The organism is Campylobacter sp. MIT 21-1684, assembly GCF_026241315.1.
In the GTDB taxonomy this organism is placed as follows: Bacteria; Campylobacterota; Campylobacteria; order Campylobacterales; family Campylobacteraceae; genus Campylobacter_D.
On record NZ_JAPHNA010000015.1, the window covers coordinates 1 to 16,078 of the forward strand.

At 31.4% G+C, this 16,078-nt stretch carries 18 protein-coding genes; 13 read left to right on the forward strand and 5 right to left on the reverse strand.

The window, feature by feature from the left end:
- Nucleotides 1-622: 622 nt before the first annotated feature.
- The 3 genes from OQH62_RS06485 to OQH62_RS06495 all read right to left on the reverse strand — a co-directional run bounded on the left by OQH62_RS06485 (nt 623) and on the right by OQH62_RS06495 (nt 3,741).
- Nucleotides 623-1,879, reverse strand: a complete 1,257-nt coding sequence (locus OQH62_RS06485) for an MFS transporter (protein WP_266015489.1) — start codon at nt 1,877-1,879, stop codon at nt 623-625.
- A 189-nt stretch (nt 1,880-2,068) separates the two neighbouring features.
- Nucleotides 2,069-3,145 carry a 23S rRNA (adenine(2503)-C(2))-methyltransferase RlmN gene (rlmN, locus tag OQH62_RS06490; RefSeq protein ID WP_266015492.1) on the reverse strand — a complete coding sequence of 359 codons (1,077 nt, stop codon included), beginning with the start codon at nt 3,143-3,145 and terminating at the stop codon, nt 2,069-2,071.
- Between the two features lie 20 nt (nt 3,146-3,165).
- Complete coding sequence (locus OQH62_RS06495) at nt 3,166-3,741, reverse strand: purine-nucleoside phosphorylase (protein WP_266015494.1); 576 nt, start codon at nt 3,739-3,741, stop codon at nt 3,166-3,168.
- 83 nt (nt 3,742-3,824) lie between these two features.
- Between OQH62_RS06495 and rsmA the strand changes: the two genes are divergently transcribed.
- The 13 genes from rsmA (at nt 3,825) to hisD (ending at nt 14,300) form a co-directional block, all read left to right on the forward strand.
- On the forward strand, nt 3,825-4,601 hold the full coding sequence (rsmA, locus tag OQH62_RS06500) for a 16S rRNA (adenine(1518)-N(6)/adenine(1519)-N(6))-dimethyltransferase RsmA (protein WP_266015549.1): 777 nt from the start codon (nt 3,825-3,827) through the stop codon (nt 4,599-4,601).
- Nucleotides 4,588-6,645: a ribonuclease J gene (locus OQH62_RS06505; RefSeq protein ID WP_416333349.1), complete on the forward strand. Its 2,058-nt coding sequence runs from the start codon at nt 4,588-4,590 to the stop codon at nt 6,643-6,645. The genes rsmA and OQH62_RS06505 overlap by 14 nt, the downstream gene beginning before the upstream one ends.
- Nucleotides 6,646-6,670: 25 nt before the next feature.
- Complete coding sequence (locus OQH62_RS06510) at nt 6,671-7,432, forward strand: pseudouridine synthase (RefSeq protein WP_266015500.1); 762 nt, start codon at nt 6,671-6,673, stop codon at nt 7,430-7,432.
- A gap of 237 nt (nt 7,433-7,669) precedes the next feature.
- Nucleotides 7,670-8,461, forward strand: a complete 792-nt coding sequence (locus OQH62_RS06515) for an MBL fold metallo-hydrolase (protein ID WP_266015503.1) — start codon at nt 7,670-7,672, stop codon at nt 8,459-8,461.
- Between the two features lie 10 nt (nt 8,462-8,471).
- Nucleotides 8,472-8,690 (forward strand): translation initiation factor IF-1, encoded by a 219-nt coding sequence (gene infA, locus OQH62_RS06520; RefSeq protein ID WP_266015505.1) that lies wholly within the window; start codon nt 8,472-8,474, stop codon nt 8,688-8,690.
- A gap of 342 nt (nt 8,691-9,032) precedes the next feature.
- Entirely contained in the window at nt 9,033-9,146 is a 114-nt protein-coding gene (gene rpmJ / locus OQH62_RS06525) for a 50S ribosomal protein L36 (protein ID WP_043019181.1), read from the forward strand.
- A 2-nt stretch (nt 9,147-9,148) separates the two neighbouring features.
- Nucleotides 9,149-9,514 carry a 30S ribosomal protein S13 gene (rpsM, locus tag OQH62_RS06530; RefSeq protein WP_266015515.1) on the forward strand — a complete coding sequence of 122 codons (366 nt, stop codon included), beginning with the start codon at nt 9,149-9,151 and terminating at the stop codon, nt 9,512-9,514.
- A gap of 9 nt (nt 9,515-9,523) precedes the next feature.
- Entirely contained in the window at nt 9,524-9,913 is a 390-nt protein-coding gene (rpsK, locus tag OQH62_RS06535) for a 30S ribosomal protein S11 (protein ID WP_266015517.1), read from the forward strand.
- 17 nt (nt 9,914-9,930) lie between these two features.
- Entirely contained in the window at nt 9,931-10,557 is a 627-nt protein-coding gene (rpsD, locus tag OQH62_RS06540; RefSeq protein WP_266015519.1) for a 30S ribosomal protein S4, read from the forward strand.
- A gap of 10 nt (nt 10,558-10,567) precedes the next feature.
- A complete protein-coding gene (locus OQH62_RS06545; protein WP_266015520.1) occupies nt 10,568-11,581 on the forward strand; it encodes a DNA-directed RNA polymerase subunit alpha in 1,014 nt (337 codons plus the stop codon).
- A 3-nt stretch (nt 11,582-11,584) separates the two neighbouring features.
- Nucleotides 11,585-11,938 (forward strand): 50S ribosomal protein L17, encoded by a 354-nt coding sequence (gene rplQ, locus OQH62_RS06550; RefSeq protein WP_266015521.1) that lies wholly within the window; start codon nt 11,585-11,587, stop codon nt 11,936-11,938.
- Nucleotides 11,939-12,104: 166 nt separating this feature from the next.
- Nucleotides 12,105-12,995, forward strand: a complete 891-nt coding sequence (gene hisG, locus OQH62_RS06555; RefSeq protein ID WP_266015522.1) for an ATP phosphoribosyltransferase — start codon at nt 12,105-12,107, stop codon at nt 12,993-12,995.
- A gap of 6 nt (nt 12,996-13,001) precedes the next feature.
- Entirely contained in the window at nt 13,002-14,300 is a 1,299-nt protein-coding gene (gene hisD / locus OQH62_RS06560) for a histidinol dehydrogenase (protein WP_266015523.1), read from the forward strand.
- A gap of 144 nt (nt 14,301-14,444) precedes the next feature.
- Here hisD and OQH62_RS06565 read toward each other — a convergent pair whose 3' ends face one another.
- Together OQH62_RS06565 and OQH62_RS06570 are read right to left on the reverse strand one after the other, a co-directional pair.
- Entirely contained in the window at nt 14,445-14,987 is a 543-nt protein-coding gene (locus OQH62_RS06565) for a restriction endonuclease (RefSeq protein WP_266015524.1), read from the reverse strand.
- A gap of 1 nt (nt 14,988) precedes the next feature.
- Nucleotides 14,989-15,903, reverse strand: coding sequence for an SAM-dependent methyltransferase (locus OQH62_RS06570; RefSeq protein ID WP_266015525.1), 915 nt, complete (start codon nt 15,901-15,903; stop codon nt 14,989-14,991).
- Nucleotides 15,904-16,078: the final 175 nt, after the last annotated feature.

Here is a 16,078-nt window from a genome sequence, read left to right on the forward strand (position 1 = left end):
CGTTAAAGCTTCTTAGTATATATTTTTGATTTTAATAATTTCTTCTCGCTCATTATAAAAGTTAATTCCTATGTAATTACCAAATTCTTATTCTAATTTTAATTATTCTATTAAAGACGCATATTTTTGATTAGTTTATTATTCACTTATTTGGACTTTTTGCTCTAGTGCTTGTTTTCTTCTTTTTAGTTCTTATATTTTTGCTTCTTGCATGTCCTCTACTTCAGGTTTAAAAAGGTAAGGTTATACCTATAACTTACCTCCTTACTTTTTTGTTTTTATTTTTCATATTTGAGATTTTTAAAAGACACTTGTATTTGGTCAAATATATTTCTTTCTTTGACAAGCTCTTTAATAGATTATAAAATCTGCTTTAAAAATTTTCTCTTAAGAATTATTAATACATCTCCTAGTTCTTTATTCATATAATTTTGAATATAAAATTGCCTTAATTCGTCTGTGGAAATTTGATAACATTACCATTCCCTTATGCCTCATTTTAACAAAAATTCCATAAGGTAAATTTTGTTCTTGCTCTATAAAACCTGATAATCTAATTTGATAGGGATTAAAATTTAATTTCTAGTTTTTAACAAGACTATCTTTATAGTAAAAGAAAAAATTAAAGTCTTTTGCTTTCTTCTCTAAAAAAGAAAAAAAGAAAAAAAATAATAAATATTACAATACTCCAAACCAAAAAAGCATCTACTAGTCCTATTTTACGTACCAAAGGTTGGGAGATGATAGGACTTAAAAACTGACCTAAAAAAATACAGCTTGCTAAAATACCGTATGCTCGTGCTCTTGCATTTTTAGGACAGATAGAAAACAAGTAAGAGGTGTTATTTACAAGCATAATGCCACCACCCATTCCAAGTAAAGCAAGAGCAAGTAAAACCGCATTGTAAGTGTGTATAAAGTAGAGAACTAAAAAAGAACACCCTACAAGAAAAATCGTAGCAAGATAAATCGTTTTTACACTTAAAAACTGCATAAGATATTTATAACTTAAAGAAAAAACTCCATAAAAAATAGCCGAAACAGACATCGAAACACCGATATATTTAGGATCTAAACCCAAATTTTCCTCTATATAATATGGAAGCTGCGTAGGTGAAATATAATACACCACCATAATAAAAAATCCTATAAAATACACAGGAAAAAAATGCCTATAATGCACACTTGCTTCAACTTGGGATTTGTCGTAGAATTTAAATTTATGAGGTTCAAAAAGATAGATAATTGCTAAAATCGTAATTAGTACACCAAGTCCATAAACCAAAAAAGGATACCGCCAAGAATAGCTCGAAACAAAACCTGCGATACAAATAAAAACTGCGCCGCCAACAGCACAAAAAAATCCCTGGGCACTTAAAGCTTTTTCTCGCCGATTAAAACCCCCTTGACTATAATAATCTCCAAGCAAAGCAGAAGCGCCGGTCATAATAAAAGCAGTTGCTGCACCAAAAATAGAACGTGAAAACAAAATGGCATAAATGTCATTCAAAAAAAATCCACTCATTCCAGAAAAAGTCCAAACTATCATAGCAGGAAAAATAAACCGTAATTTTCCAAATTTATCCATTAATATCCCGGCAAGAGGAGATACAAGCACTACAAAAATAGCTGGGATTGTTAATACTAAACGAGTAAGAATGTCTAAATGAGAAAAAGCGAAACTCGTTGGGTCGTGTAATAAAAGTTCGTAAAAATGTTTATTTATAGCTGGAAGAGCTGGAGCTATAGCTGCACTTCCTAAGACAGTCATACTTGCCATAGAAAATACAGCCAACTTTATTCCTATATTTTCAGTAATTTCAACCATTTTTTTGTCAATCTTGGTATCGTTGGGGTGAAATTGATACTGTTTTTTCATTGTTATTTCCTCATCTTAATCTTATATATCGATGATTCATCATACTACTAAAAATATTTTTTGATCAATAATTCATAAAAATTTAATTGCAAAATTCCAATAAGACAAAATTATTTTTTTGATTCTTTCGCTATCACACTCAACATAACCCAAAAAACTATAACAACAACTATTGCAACAAACGCTAGCTCAACAAGATCTAAAGTCGTCATTAGCAATCCTTTCTTTTAATTGACCACAAGCTGCTGAAATATCCAAACCTTTACTTTCTCGTATAGTGCAAGTGAGTCCTTTAGAATGAATATACTTCTGAAATTTCATCACATTCTCAAGATTTGGACGCTGATATTTACTACCATTATGTGGATTAAAAAGAATCAAATTAATCTTGGCTTTGATACCGTTAAGGAGTTTAACAAGTTCTTTAGCGTGTTCAAATTTATCATTAACCCCATCAATCAAAAGGTATTCAAACATCACTCTTTTGCGTGTATCAATAGGAAATTCGCGCACAGCTTTCATAATTGTAGCTATATTATAAGCTTTATTAATAGGCATTAATTCACTACGAAGTTCATCATTTACAGCGTGTAAAGAGATGGCAAGCAATACTCCTAAATTCATTTTTCCAAGCTCATCGATTTGTTTTGCCAAACCACTAGTACTGATAGTTTGCCGACGAGGACTTATACTTAAGCCATCATTTTCAGAAAGAATTTTTACAGCCTTAGCTACATTATGAAGATTATCCAAAGGTTCGCCCATACCCATATAAACTATATTTGTCCTATTTTCATATGGAAGTTCATTATGCTTTTTTATCCATAAAACTTGCCCAACAATCTCTCCTGCGCTTAAATTGCGTTTTAAACCTCCTTTTGCTGTTAAACAAAAACTACAACCGCTTCTACAACCGACTTGAGAAGAAACACAGATAGTATATTTATCATTTTTAATACTTTTCTTTATATGCGATTTTTTCATAGGCAAAAGCACTGTTTCTATACGCAATCCATCAAGCAACTCAAAAAGATACTTTACACTTCCATCTTGACTCTGTTGTGAAAAAATACATTTGAAAGGAGAAAAATGATACTTTCTGCCAAGTTCCTGTCTTAAATCTTTTGGCACATTTGACATTTCATCAAAAGTATCGGCATACTTTTGATAAATCCATTGATAAATTTGTTTCACACGAAACATTGGTTGTATTTTTTCACTTAATTCTTCAAATGTAAAATCTAAAATATTATCAAGTCCTTTCAAGTTATTCCTTTTTATAATAATTATATATAGTTATGAATTTGCAGGTAAGTTTCAAGCTTCTTTTTTGCCTGCGAATGATTTGCTAAAAAATCAATATGAGCATTTTCATTACAAAAATTTGTAGCACATACAATACACTCCGCTTGTATGTTGAATTTTTTTGCTACAAATAAAACAGAAAAAGCTTCCATATTTTCAAAATGCAAACCTATTTTGGCAAATTCTTTAGCTGCTTGTGGATTTTGACAGATATAATTTGAAGAATTAATTTTATAAGTTTCACAAGAAACATTCTTTTTCTTAACATCTACATTGCTATGAATAGTATCTGCATTATAATCTAAGCAAATTTCATTAACAGCGGGAGTATAAAAAGCATTGGAAAGACTTGAAAATTCAAGATTAAAAGCGTGAGAGCTTTTATAAATCTCCAAAATATTTCCAGAATCATAAATTCCACAACTCCCTACAAATACTATTTTGGTCGGTTTTAATTCCAAACAAAGACGGGTTAAATTTAAAGCTGATTCCACAAGACCTATGCCTATACTTTTTGCAAAAATAAAATCTTCATTTCCACCTGCACAAACTATCATTTTTTCCCAACAAATTATATTTTACAAGGCATTGTAACTAAAAAGACTTAATTAAGAATTTTTTAGGTACAATCGAAATTACAATTATGAAAGCAAAAAAACATTACGGACAGAATTTTTTATGTGATAAAAACATCATACAACAAATCATTCAAGCCATACCCAAAAATATAAAAAACATTGTTGAAATTGGGCCTGGCTTAGGTGATTTAACGCAAGAACTTTTAAAAATTTCTCCAGTAAAAGCCTATGAGCTTGATGATGAACTCATAATATTTTTACAAAAGAAATTTCAAAAGGAACTTGAATGTGAAAAATTCAATTTGATTCATCAAGATGCAAACAAGGTTTTAAGTTTTGATACAAAAAAATATTTTTTAGTAGCAAACTTGCCTTATTATATCGCGAGTCGCTTGATTTTAAAAGCTTTAGAAGATGAAAATTGCTTAGGACTTGTCGTTATGGTACAAAAAGAAATGGCAATAAAATTTTGTGCAAAAAGTGGAGAAAACGAATTTTCTGCACTAGGTATTTTAAGCGCGATGATTTGTACAAGAAAAATACTTTTTGATGTTTCTCCTTTGTGCTTTAAACCTCAACCAAAAGTTCTTTCATCAGTCATAAAACTTATCAAGAAAAGAGAATTTAAAGAATTTTGCAATATTGAAACTTTTAAACAATTCTTAAAAGAATGTTTCAAAAGTCCAAGAAAACAACTTTTAAGCAATTTAAAAGCAAAAAAAGAAAAAATTGTACCTTTTTTTCAAAAGCAAAATATACAAAAAAACATCAGACCACACGAGCTCTGCGTTGACTCATACCTTCAAATCTATAAACTTTTAAAGGATTATTATGAATGAAAATAAAGACTTCGATGAAAATTTGAATCAAAAAAAAGATTTAACCCCAATAAACCCTAATGCAAATTCTAAAAATAACAAACATTATAAATACAAAAATCGCAGAAAGAAACTTGCCGATTCTCTTTCCAATCAAAATGAACAAAAAGATTTTTTCAATAATAAAAACCAAAATACAGAAAACGATTTAGATTCCAATCAAAAACGGAATGAAAAAAATAATGGATACAGTACAGAAAAAACAGTCAAGCGTAAAAAAAATCGTAATCTCCCTTCCAAACTTACTGGGAATGAGGATTGGCAAAAAGCTTTAGCAGAATGTATAGAAGCAAACAGAATCTCACACGAAAACAGACTGCATCCTTTAAAATACAACAGCTCAAGTGAATATAAAATTCGTATTACTCCACTTGGAGGACTTGGAGAGATAGGTGGAAATATCACTCTTTTTGAAACAAATAAAGATGCGATTATCGTTGATATTGGAATGAGTTTTCCAGATGGAACTATGCACGGAGTTGATATTATCATTCCAGATTTTGATTATATTAGAAAAATTAAAGAAAAAATCAAAGCTGTTATAATCACACACGCTCACGAAGATCATATCGGTGCTGTGCCATATTTTTTTAAAGAATTTCAATTCCCTATTTATGCGACACCATTGGCATTAGGAATGATTTCAAACAAATTTGAAGAACACGGTTTGAAAGCTGAACGTAAATGGTTTCGCCCTGTAGAAAAACGCAAAATTTATGAAATAGGAGATTTTGATATAGAATGGATACACATTACTCACTCTATTATAGATGCTTCAGCTTTAGCTATAAAAACAAAAGCTGGAGTCATTATCCATACGGGAGATTTTAAAATAGATCAAACTCCAATAGACGGCTATCCTAGTGATTTAAGTCGTTTGGCTCACTATGGCGATAATGGCGTGTTATGTCTTTTAAGCGATAGTACTAATTCCTATAAAGAAGGCTATACAAAAAGCGAAAGTTCCGTAGGTCCTACCTTTGATCAAATTTTTGCTAAAACAAAAGGGAGAGTGATTATGAGTACTTTTAGTTCCAATATTCATCGCGTATATCAAGCTATTATCTATGGGTTAAAATATGGTCGAAAAGTCTGTGTTATAGGACGCTCTATGGAAAGAAATCTTTACACGACTATGGAACTTGGTTACATTAAACTTGATAGAAAAATTTTCATCGATGCTGATGAGGTAAGCAAATACAAAGATAACGAAGTTTTAATTGTTACAACAGGTTCTCAAGGCGAAACAATGAGTGCTCTTTATAGAATGGCAACCGATGAACACAAATTCATTAAAATCAAACCCACAGATCAAATCATCATTTCTGCAAAAGCCATACCCGGTAATGAAGCAAGTGTCTCTGCTGTGCTTGACTATCTTTTAAAAGCAGGGGCCAAAGTTGCTTATCAAGAATTTAGTGAAATTCACGTAAGCGGACACGCTAGCATAGAAGAACAAAAACTTATGCTCAATCTTGTTAAACCAAAATTTTTCTTACCTATCCACGGGGAATACAATCATATCAATAAACACAAGGAAACAGCTCTTGCTTGTGGAATTAATGAACACAATATTTATCTAATGAGCGATGGGGATCAGGTTGAACTGTGTCAAAAATACCTCAAAAGAGTAAAAACAGTAAAAACAGGGAAAGTTTTTGTTGATAATCAAATTAACAAACAAATTGCTGATGATGTCGTTATAGATCGTCAAAATTTAGCAGATAATGGTATAGTTATGATTGTAGCCCAACTTGATAAAACAAATAAAACTCTCATCAATAAACCTCGTGTCTTTAGCTATGGTTTGGTTGCAGATAAACACGATCACGCATTTTCTAAAGAAATGTCAGAAATTTTAGGACAGTTTTTCATTAATGTTAAAGATGAAATACTCAATGATCCAAGATTTTTAGAAAATCAGATTAGACAAGTATTAAGAAAACATATTTTTAGAAAAATAAAAAAATATCCTACCATAGTACCTACTATTTTTATAATGTAATTTTTATTATTATGTAGGAATACAAATGAGGATTAATCAGTTTATATCGCACAATACTCCTTATTCTAGACGCCAAGCAGATGAACTTATAAAACAAGGTGTTGTAAAGATTAATGCTGTTATAGCAAAATTCAACGATGAGGTAAAAAAAGATGATAGAATTACTATTAAAGGGAAACAAATCTATAAAAAAACACGATTTAGCGTTCTTATCTATCACAAACAAAAAGGTGAGATAGTAAGTAAAAAAGATGATAGAGGAAGAAAAACTATTTACGATACTTTGCCAAAACAATTCAATTCTTGGTTAAGTGTAGGAAGACTTGACTTTGCAAGTGAAGGACTTTTACTTCTAACAGATTCTCCCCTCATAGCGCATTCTTTAATGAAAAGCGATTTAGAAAGAGAATATTATCTTAAAATCAAAGGTCTCATAACTACTCCTGTCCTTGAAGCTATGAAAGAAGGATTACAACTTCGCAATGCAAAAAAAGGAGGGCATTTTAAAAGCAAAATTACCTCTATGAATTTTGCTCCTTTCTTAAATTTTGAAATCTTCGGTTCAAGCGGAGGTTATACAAAGCTTAGAGTTATTATCAATGAAGGCAAAAACAGGGAGTTGAGGAGATTTTTTGGACATTTTGACCTTGAAGTAATGGACTTAAAGCGAGTTGGTTTTGGAATTTTAAATTTAGGAATGTTAAAAGCTGGAAAATATCGCTATTTAGAAAAAGGTGAATATGATAAATTAAAAGATTTTCTTGCAAAGAATGCAATACGTTACTAAAAGCCATAAATTAATTGTAACAAACAACAGCATTTTGCTTTACAGTTGGAAAAATTAGTTTTGTTTATTAAAGAACAATACCACATTTTTACAAAAAATAAAATCAAACTAAAGTATTTATAGATACAATACAAATTTGAAAAACTTATATTTTAAGAAATTCTAAAAAAATATTTAGCTTGTTTAGACTATAATTATTAGAATTTTTCAAATACATCATTCTAAAGGGTATTTTTTATGTTAAAACGTTTCATTTTACTGTGCTGTTTTTCTGTTTTCAGTTTTGCAAATGAAAACTATCAGACACTCATTGGAGAAAATAAAATAACTGTTATCTCATTAAAAGAAAACAAACTTGATTCTAAACTACTCATTGCACAAAACGAAGAAGATAAAAAACGTATTGCTCAAATATCAGATATGAAAGCAAACAAACACAATGTTATACTGATACAAAATCCAAATTTTACAGCTTTAATCGATACTGGTTATTTAGACACCTTAACAAAGCTAGAAGATGCTTTAACAGCTCAAGGAGTAAAGTTTAAAGACCTTACCCATATTATTCTTACCCACGCTCATCCTGATCATATAGGGGCTTTTATGGGCCAACAAAATCCTTTTATCAATGCTACTGTTTTGCTTGATGAAAAAGAATATGAATACTGGATAAATTCTCAAAATGAAAACATTAGAAAAACATTAGAAAAAATACAAAAAAAAGAATTTTTTACACATCAAACAGAACTTATAAATAAAAACTCTGGGCTCAAAGCAATAGCAGCTTATGGACACACGCCCGGTCATAATATCATCACAATCAATGACAAACTTGCCTTTTGTGCCGATATATTCCACGCTTTTGACCTGCAAATACAAAATCCTGAAATTTCTATAAAATTTGACACAAATCAACAAGAAGCTATTCAAACACGAAAACACTTTATAAAAGAATTCAAAGAAAATGAGATACAAGTTATAGGTACTCATATGCCTTTTATACAACCTATCACTCTCAATTCACTCTAAAGGAAAAAATGTGGCAAAAGACGATGTAATAGAAATCGATGGTAGCGTAGTTGAAGCTTTACCAAATGCAAATTTTAAAGTTGAACTTGACAATAAACATATAGTTTTATGCCATATAGCAGGAAAAATGCGTATGCATTATATTCGTATAATGCCCGGAGATAGAGTAAAAGTTGAACTCACTCCATACAGCCTTGATAAAGGACGTATAACTTTTAGGTATAAATAATCCATTAATATATCAAAAATATTGCTTAAAGAGTAAAATACATTCTTAAGCAACAAGTATTAAACTACACAAAAACCAAGATTTATTACATTTTAGACTCTCTATGCTTTAATTCATTTTTAAATTTCACAGATTTACATTGTAGTTATTAAAAAGCACTTTAATACTAAAAATTCTTAAATCTAAGCAAAATAAAAGCTAAATTAGGTAGAATTGACATTTTTTCTAAGCGAACTTTATTAAGAAAGTATTTTCAAAATTTGGCATTTGTTTTGAAAATAGTTGGTTAAATACCTTAGCTTATGAGAAATAAATGCGATTTGACATTTCAAGGAGAAAACTATGAAAGTTAGACCCTCGGTGAAAAAAATGTGCGATAAATGCAAAATAGTTCGTCGAAAAGGCGTAGTTCGCATTATTTGCGAAAATCCAAAACACAAACAAAGACAAGGATAAATATGGCTCGTATAGCAGGTGTGGATTTACCAAAGAAGAAAAGGATAGAGTATGGATTAACTTATATCTATGGTATAGGACTTTTCAGCTCAAGAAAAATTTTAGATAAAACAGGAATTTCTTACGATAAAAGAGTGTATGAGTTAAGCGAAGATGAAGCTGCTTCGATACGTAAAGAAATTCAAGAAAACTATATGGTTGAAGGTGATTTGAGAAAACAAGTCGCTATGGACATTAAAGCATTAATGGACTTAGGCTCTTACAGAGGATTAAGACATAGAAAAGGTTTACCTGTACGCGGACAAAAAACAAAAACAAACGCAAGGACACGTAAGGGTAAAAGAAAAACTGTCGGTGCAAAATCATAAGGATAGAGTATGGCGAAGAGAAAGATAAAGAAAAAAATAGTCAAAAAGAATATAGCTAAAGGTATTGTATATATTAGTGCAACTTTTAATAACACTATGGTTACAGTAACTGATGAAATGGGAAATGCTATTGCTTGGAGTAGTGCAGGTGGATTAGGATTTAAAGGTTCTAAAAAATCCACTCCTTATGCAGCACAACAAGCAGTTGAAGACGCTTTAAATAAAGCAAAAGAACACGGAATTAAAGAAGTGGGTATAAAAGTGCAAGGACCCGGAAGTGGTAGAGAAACTGCCGTTAAAAGTGTAGGTGCTATGGAGGGAATAAAAGTAAATTTTTTAAAAGATATCACCCCATTAGCTCATAATGGTTGCAGACCACCAAAACGTCGTCGTGTCTAAAGATAGGAGGATAGAATATGGCAAGATATAGAGGACCGGTAGAAAAATTAGAAAGACGTTTCGGGGTAAGTTTATCCTTAAAAGGTGAAAGGAGATTGGCAGGAAAAAGTGCTCTTGATAAAAGACCTTACGCACCGGGACAACACGGAGCAAGAAAAGGCAAAATCAGCGAATACGGACTTCAACTTAGAGAAAAACAAAAAGCAAAATTTATGTATGGAGTAAGTGAAAAACAATTTAGAAGATTGTTTTCCGAAGCAGCAAGACGAGATGGTAATACAGGCGTTTTATTGATTCAACTTTTAGAACAAAGACTTGACAATGTGGTATATAGAATGGGCTTTGCAAGCACTCGACGTTTCGCAAGACAGCTCGTAACACACGGGCATATTTTAGTAAATGGCAAAAGAGTAGATATACCTAGTTACCGTGTTGAAGCAGGAGTAAAAATTGAAATACGAGAAAAAAGCAAAAATAACCCTCAAATCACGAGAGCAATAGAACTCACAGCACAAACTGGTATAGTTGCTTGGGTAGATGTAGAAAAAGACAAGAGATTTGGGATTTTCACAAGAAAACCTGAAAGAGAAGAAGTTGTCATTCCTGTTGAGGAAAGATTTATTGTTGAGCTTTACTCTAAGTAAGGACTAAAATATGAAAAATATCACAGTATCAGCTTATACACCTACAGAATTTACAATAGAAAATGTAGGCGAAAACACAGCAAAAATTAGTGCGTGGCCTTTCGAAGTAGGGTATGGGATAACTCTAGCCCACCCTTTACGACGACTGCTCTACACTAGCACAGTAGGGTATGCTCCAACTGCTGTTTGTATTGATGGAGTTGCACATGAATTCGATAGTATGCGCGGAATGCTCGAAGACGTAGCACTCTTTATCATCAATCTTAAAAAACTTCGCTTTAAACTTAAAGGAGAAAGCAACAAAGAAATAGTAGATTTTTCTTTTAAAGGACCTAAAGAAATTCACGGCAAAGACTTAAACAATACGCAAGTTGAAGTTGTCAATAGCGATGCCTATCTTGCAACTATAAACGAAGATGCAGAACTTCACTTCACTCTTATCATTGAAAAAGGTATAGGCTATGTACCAAGCGAGGAAACTAAAGAGCTTTTAAACGATAACAATTTCATTGCACTTGACGCTTTTTTTACACCGGTAAGAGAAGCCACTTATGACATAGAAAAAGTACTCTTTGAAGACAGTTCTGATTTTGAAAAAGTAGTTTTAACCATAAAAACTGATGGACAAATCACTCCAAATGAAGCCTTTCAAAATGCTTTAGAAGCTATGTATAAACAACTGTCTGTATTTGATAAAATTACAAATGCGCGAAACATCATAAAAACACAAACCATAAACAATGCATTTGAAAACACAAAACTTTTACAAAACATTACTGACTTAAATTTAAGTGCTAGAAGTTACAATTGTCTTGAAAAAGCTGGTATAGTTTATATAGGAGAACTTGCTCTAATGAGCATCAATGAGCTTGCGGGACTCAAAAATCTTGGTAAAAAATCTTTAGATGAGATTAAAAATATTATGGAAAGCATAGGCTTTTCTGTAGGAACTTCTAAACTTAGCGAAAATAAAGACTTTTTAAGAAAAAAAATCACCGAACTCAAAGCACAGAATGAAGGATAAAAAATGAGACACAAACACGGATACAGAAAACTTGGCAGAACTTCATCTCACCGCAGTGCTTTACTTAAAAATTTAAGCATAGCTCTTGTAACAAGCGGTAAAATTGAAACAACTCTCCCTAAAGCCAAAGAATTACGAAGCTATATAGAAAAACTTATCACTCGAGCAAGAATTGGTGATTTTAATGCACATAGAGCTATTTTCGCTGCTTTGCAAGACAAACAAGCTACAAAAAAACTTGTCAATGAACTTGCTCCAAAATTTAAAGACAGAAATGGTGGTTATACAAGAATTATCAAAACACGTATAAGACGCGGAGATGCTGCGGAAATGGCTTATATAGAATTTGTAGTCTAAATTCAACAAAACTTCCACAGCTTGTTTTTAATCGCTTTTGAAAATTTCATTTAATTTTCAAAAGCCTGTTAAAAAATCGTTTTCAAAACTTTATTTTTCTTTTTGTTTTCAGTATTTTTAAAACCTTTTATGTTAAGATATACTTTCAATCTATTGAAAGGAAAAAATGCAAGAATATCCTCGTTTGCGTATAGCTGTTCAAAAATCAGGTCGTTTAAGTAAAGAATCTATTCAACTCTTAAAAGACTGCGGCATTAAAGCACACATTCACGAGCAAAGTTTGGTAGCTTTTGCAAGTAATTTTCCTATTGATATTTTAAGAGTACGTGATGATGATATACCGGGTTTAATCTTTGACGGAGTAGCTGATCTTGGTATCATAGGCGAAAATGTCTTAGAAGAAAATGCTTTAGAAAGACAAGTTAGTCAGACAGATTTTAAAATTCTTAAAAGACTTGATTTTGGTTATTGTAGGCTTTCTTTAGCCTTACCTCAAGACAAAAAATTTGAAAATTTAGAGGACTTTCAAGGATTGAGAATTGCAACTTCTTATCCACAACTTCTAAAACAATTTATGCAAAAACAGAAAATTTCATACAAAAATTGTACACTTACAGGTTCTGTTGAGATTGCACCTCGTGCTAATTTAGCAGACGCAATCTGTGATTTAGTTTCAAGTGGTGCAACTCTACAAGCCAATGGTCTCAAAGAAGTTTGCACAATTTATCATTCAAAGGCTTGTTTAATCCAAAAAACAGAGCTTAAAAAAGAACACTATGCCTTAGTAGAAAAACTTCTACTAAGATTTGATGGTATAATGCAGGCAAGAGAAAGCAAGTATATTATGCTCCACGCACCAAAAAATCGTCTTGATCAAATCATTGCTTTATTGCCGGGTATAGAAAATCCTACAATAGTGCCACTTGCTCACGATGAAGAAAAAATGGCTTTACATATGGTCAGCAAAGAAAATCTCTTTTGGGAAACTATGGAGGCTTTAAAGGAAAAAGGGGCAAGCTCTATACTAGTCTTACCAATTGAAAAAATGTTAAAGTAGTCAAAAATGCAAATTCTCCTCTATGAAAATCTTGATCAAACACAAAAAAAGGAAGCTTTACAAAGGCCTGCTGTTGCTGCAAAAGACAAAATTATGCAAATTGTAAATACTCTTATCGAAGATGTTCGCTCAAGGGGAGACCAAGCCTTGATAGAACAAACTTTACAGTTTGACAAAATACAAATTTCAAAAATCAAACTAGACAAAGATGAAATAGAAAAAGCATCTAATCGCGTGGATGCGAAACTCAAACAAGCCATCATAACAGCTCATAAAAACATTACAAAATTCCACCAAGCTCAAATTTTTAAAAATATTTGCGTCCAAACAATGCCTGGCGTTTGTTGTGAGCTTATAAGTCGTCCTATTGAAAAAGTCGGACTTTACATACCGGGTGGTTTGGCACCTTTGTTTTCAACGGTTTTAATGCTTGCTATTCCAGCTAAGATAGCACAGTGCGAGAAAATTGTACTTGCAAGTCCGGCTACAATCAATAATGCGATACTTTTTAGTGCTTCTTTATGCGGAGTTGATGAAATCTATCAAATGGGTGGAGCAGGAGCGATAGCAGCTTTAGCTTATGGAACACAAAGTGTTTGCAAAGTAGATAAAATTTTCGGTCCGGGAAATGCTTTTGTAACAGCTGCAAAAGCAAAAGTAAGTACAGATATATACGGAGCAGACATTGATATGCAAGCAGGACCTAGCGAAGTTTTAGTCATAGCTGATGAAGAAGCAAAAATACAGTTTGTTGCAAGCGATTTACTCTCTCAAGCAGAACACGGGGCAGATTCACAAGTAATTTTAATATGTTTAAGTGAAAATTTCGCTCAACAAATAAGAAAAGAAGTACAATTTCAACTCAAGAATTTACCTCGCAAAGATTTAGCAAGCAAAAGCATAGAAAATTCAAAAATCATTGTTGTAAAGGACTTACAACAAGCCTTAGAAATTTCAAACGCTTATGCCCCAGAGCACCTCATTATCCAAACACAAAATCCAAGAGGTTTGCTTGATGGAGTAAAACACGCAGGAAGTGTATTTTTAGGGGATTACTCACCTGAATCAATGGGCGATTATGCAAGTGGAACTAACCACGTTTTACCAACTTATGGATTTGTTAGAACACATTCAAGTTTAAATTTAAACGATTTTACAAAAAAAATGACTGTGCAAGAATTAAGCATCGAAGGTTTTAAAAATTTGGCAAAGAGCGTTGAAATTTTAGCTGAAGCTGAAGAACTAATGGCTCACAAAAATGCTTTACATTACCGTTTTGAAAGCTTGAAACATAATCAAATTTGAAATTCTTTAAGTTATAAAAAATCAATCTAAAAAACTTTGTATCACAAGACTTTGAAAAAATGTCTCAATCAAACTAAGAATAACTCAATTTTTAAAACCTAATTTTTCTACTTAAATAAAATGGAAAACAAGTTATCCATAATTCTAAAATATATTTTGTAACTCATTTACAAAATTTTCAATGTTTTTTAATTCTTTCAAATTTAAAGTGAGTTTTAAATTTACCGCATTACCCGGGTTCATTTGCACAAGTTGTTTAGGTTTATCATTAATTTTGATAAATTCTTTTCTTAACTTATGGTCATAAATATAATCAAACTTTTTATTGATAATGTAATAATATACATCATCATAAGAGATAGCAATTAAAATAATATAATCATAATTGTATTTTGGATTGATGCCATTAAACTGAAAAGTATTATTCTTCAGCCCTTTTCGCGCTGTTTTGATTTCTATTTTCTTTCCTAATGAAAGTAAATCAAATTCATCGTGTATAATCTCTTTTCCTATCTCATCAAGTGGAATCTTAAAATTTCTAAATACTTCTTTAACAAATTTTTCACCAATTTGTCCTATGGCATTGCCTTCAAAATCTTTAATTTTATCAAAAATTCCACTTTGGTTAAAGTTTTGCAATTCTTTATGTTTTTCTTCTATGATTTGTAATAAAAGCTCTTTAATCATCTTAAAATCCCGCTTCTTGCAAAAGTTGAAAAATATGTGATTTTCCAATATGCCTACAACCATTTGTAGCTAAAGAGCTGTATTTATTCCAATCAGCATTCAAAAATAATGTATCAAGTGCATTTTTGGGTGCATTTTCATTATAAATAATTGCCACTCCACTTTTATATTTTACTTGTGAAAAATCCTTAACAACGGCATTTTCTTTAAAAAAAGTGCTTGAGAGATAAAAGTTTGCTTTTTTGTTAAAAATCCACTCCTTGCCACATTCTCTATTTTTTGCCAAAGACACTGTTACGACTTTAAGAATCTCGCTATACGGCTCTTGCTTTTCTTTTTGTTGATACCAACTAAATTCTTGCTTTTGACTTTTGTGATTTTTACTCCAAATTTGAAAGCAACATTTCACATCTTTCTCCTTGCCATTGGCAAGATAAAATGAGTTATAGGGTAAAGATTCTTCATAAAGTAAATGAAAATCGTTTACACGATAACGAATTGAGCCTTTACCTAAACTTTGAAAGAACATAGGCAGGATAAAACATACAAATTCGGCATTTTTTGAATGCTTGATAAATTCTAAGGCTAAAACTCCACGATGTCCAAAAGGAGGATTTCCTATTACAATTAAAGGTTTTTTGGGAAGTTGAAATTTTAAAAAATTCTTGCGTAGAGTTTTAAATTTAGTTTCATTAATATCTATACCGATTTTTTTTCGCGGTAAAAGTTTGTAAAAACAACCATCACCTACACTTGGCTCAAGCCAAGTATATTTGCTAAGATTTTCATATTGTGCAATAATTTCTTTAGCTTTTTCAAAAAGATATTGCGCAATATGTGGTTTTGTAAAATATTCATCAAAGTGGTTATTTGCATTTGTTTTCATCACTCCACCATTGACATATTTAAGTTGCATTTGAAAAACTCCGTTTGAAAAATTAAACTAAATTATAGCAAATTAAAAATTAAGAAAGAATACTTAGAATCATAGCAGAAAACATCTTCCTCATAATGAAAAATACTAAAAGATTCTGACCTTAAAACGATGCAATACTTTTGAATGAGTAAATTTTGCTATACTGCTATGTAAA

Bases quoted from the DNA above. Each gene is read 5' to 3' on its own strand.
- rpsK (WP_266015517.1), top strand. From the start codon at position 9,524: ATGGCGAAGAGAAAGATAAAGAAAAAAATAGTCAAAAAGAATATAGCT.
- hisG (WP_266015522.1), top strand. From the start codon at position 12,105: ATGCAAGAATATCCTCGTTTGCGTATAGCTGTTCAAAAATCAGGTCGT.
- OQH62_RS06485 (WP_266015489.1), bottom strand. From the start codon at position 1,879: ATGAAAAAACAGTATCAATTTCACCCCAACGATACCAAGATTGACAAA.
- rplQ (WP_266015521.1), top strand. From the start codon at position 11,585: ATGAGACACAAACACGGATACAGAAAACTTGGCAGAACTTCATCTCAC.
- OQH62_RS06565 (WP_266015524.1), bottom strand. From the start codon at position 14,987: ATGATTAAAGAGCTTTTATTACAAATCATAGAAGAAAAACATAAAGAA.
- hisD (WP_266015523.1), top strand. From the start codon at position 13,002: ATGCAAATTCTCCTCTATGAAAATCTTGATCAAACACAAAAAAAGGAA.
- rpsD (WP_266015519.1), top strand. From the start codon at position 9,931: ATGGCAAGATATAGAGGACCGGTAGAAAAATTAGAAAGACGTTTCGGG.
- OQH62_RS06545 (WP_266015520.1), top strand. From the start codon at position 10,568: ATGAAAAATATCACAGTATCAGCTTATACACCTACAGAATTTACAATA.
- rpmJ (WP_043019181.1), top strand. From the start codon at position 9,033: ATGAAAGTTAGACCCTCGGTGAAAAAAATGTGCGATAAATGCAAAATA.
- OQH62_RS06495 (WP_266015494.1), bottom strand. From the start codon at position 3,741: ATGATAGTTTGTGCAGGTGGAAATGAAGATTTTATTTTTGCAAAAAGT.
- OQH62_RS06570 (WP_266015525.1), bottom strand. From the start codon at position 15,903: ATGCAACTTAAATATGTCAATGGTGGAGTGATGAAAACAAATGCAAAT.
- OQH62_RS06510 (WP_266015500.1), top strand. From the start codon at position 6,671: ATGAGGATTAATCAGTTTATATCGCACAATACTCCTTATTCTAGACGC.
- OQH62_RS06515 (WP_266015503.1), top strand. From the start codon at position 7,670: ATGTTAAAACGTTTCATTTTACTGTGCTGTTTTTCTGTTTTCAGTTTT.
- rpsM (WP_266015515.1), top strand. From the start codon at position 9,149: ATGGCTCGTATAGCAGGTGTGGATTTACCAAAGAAGAAAAGGATAGAG.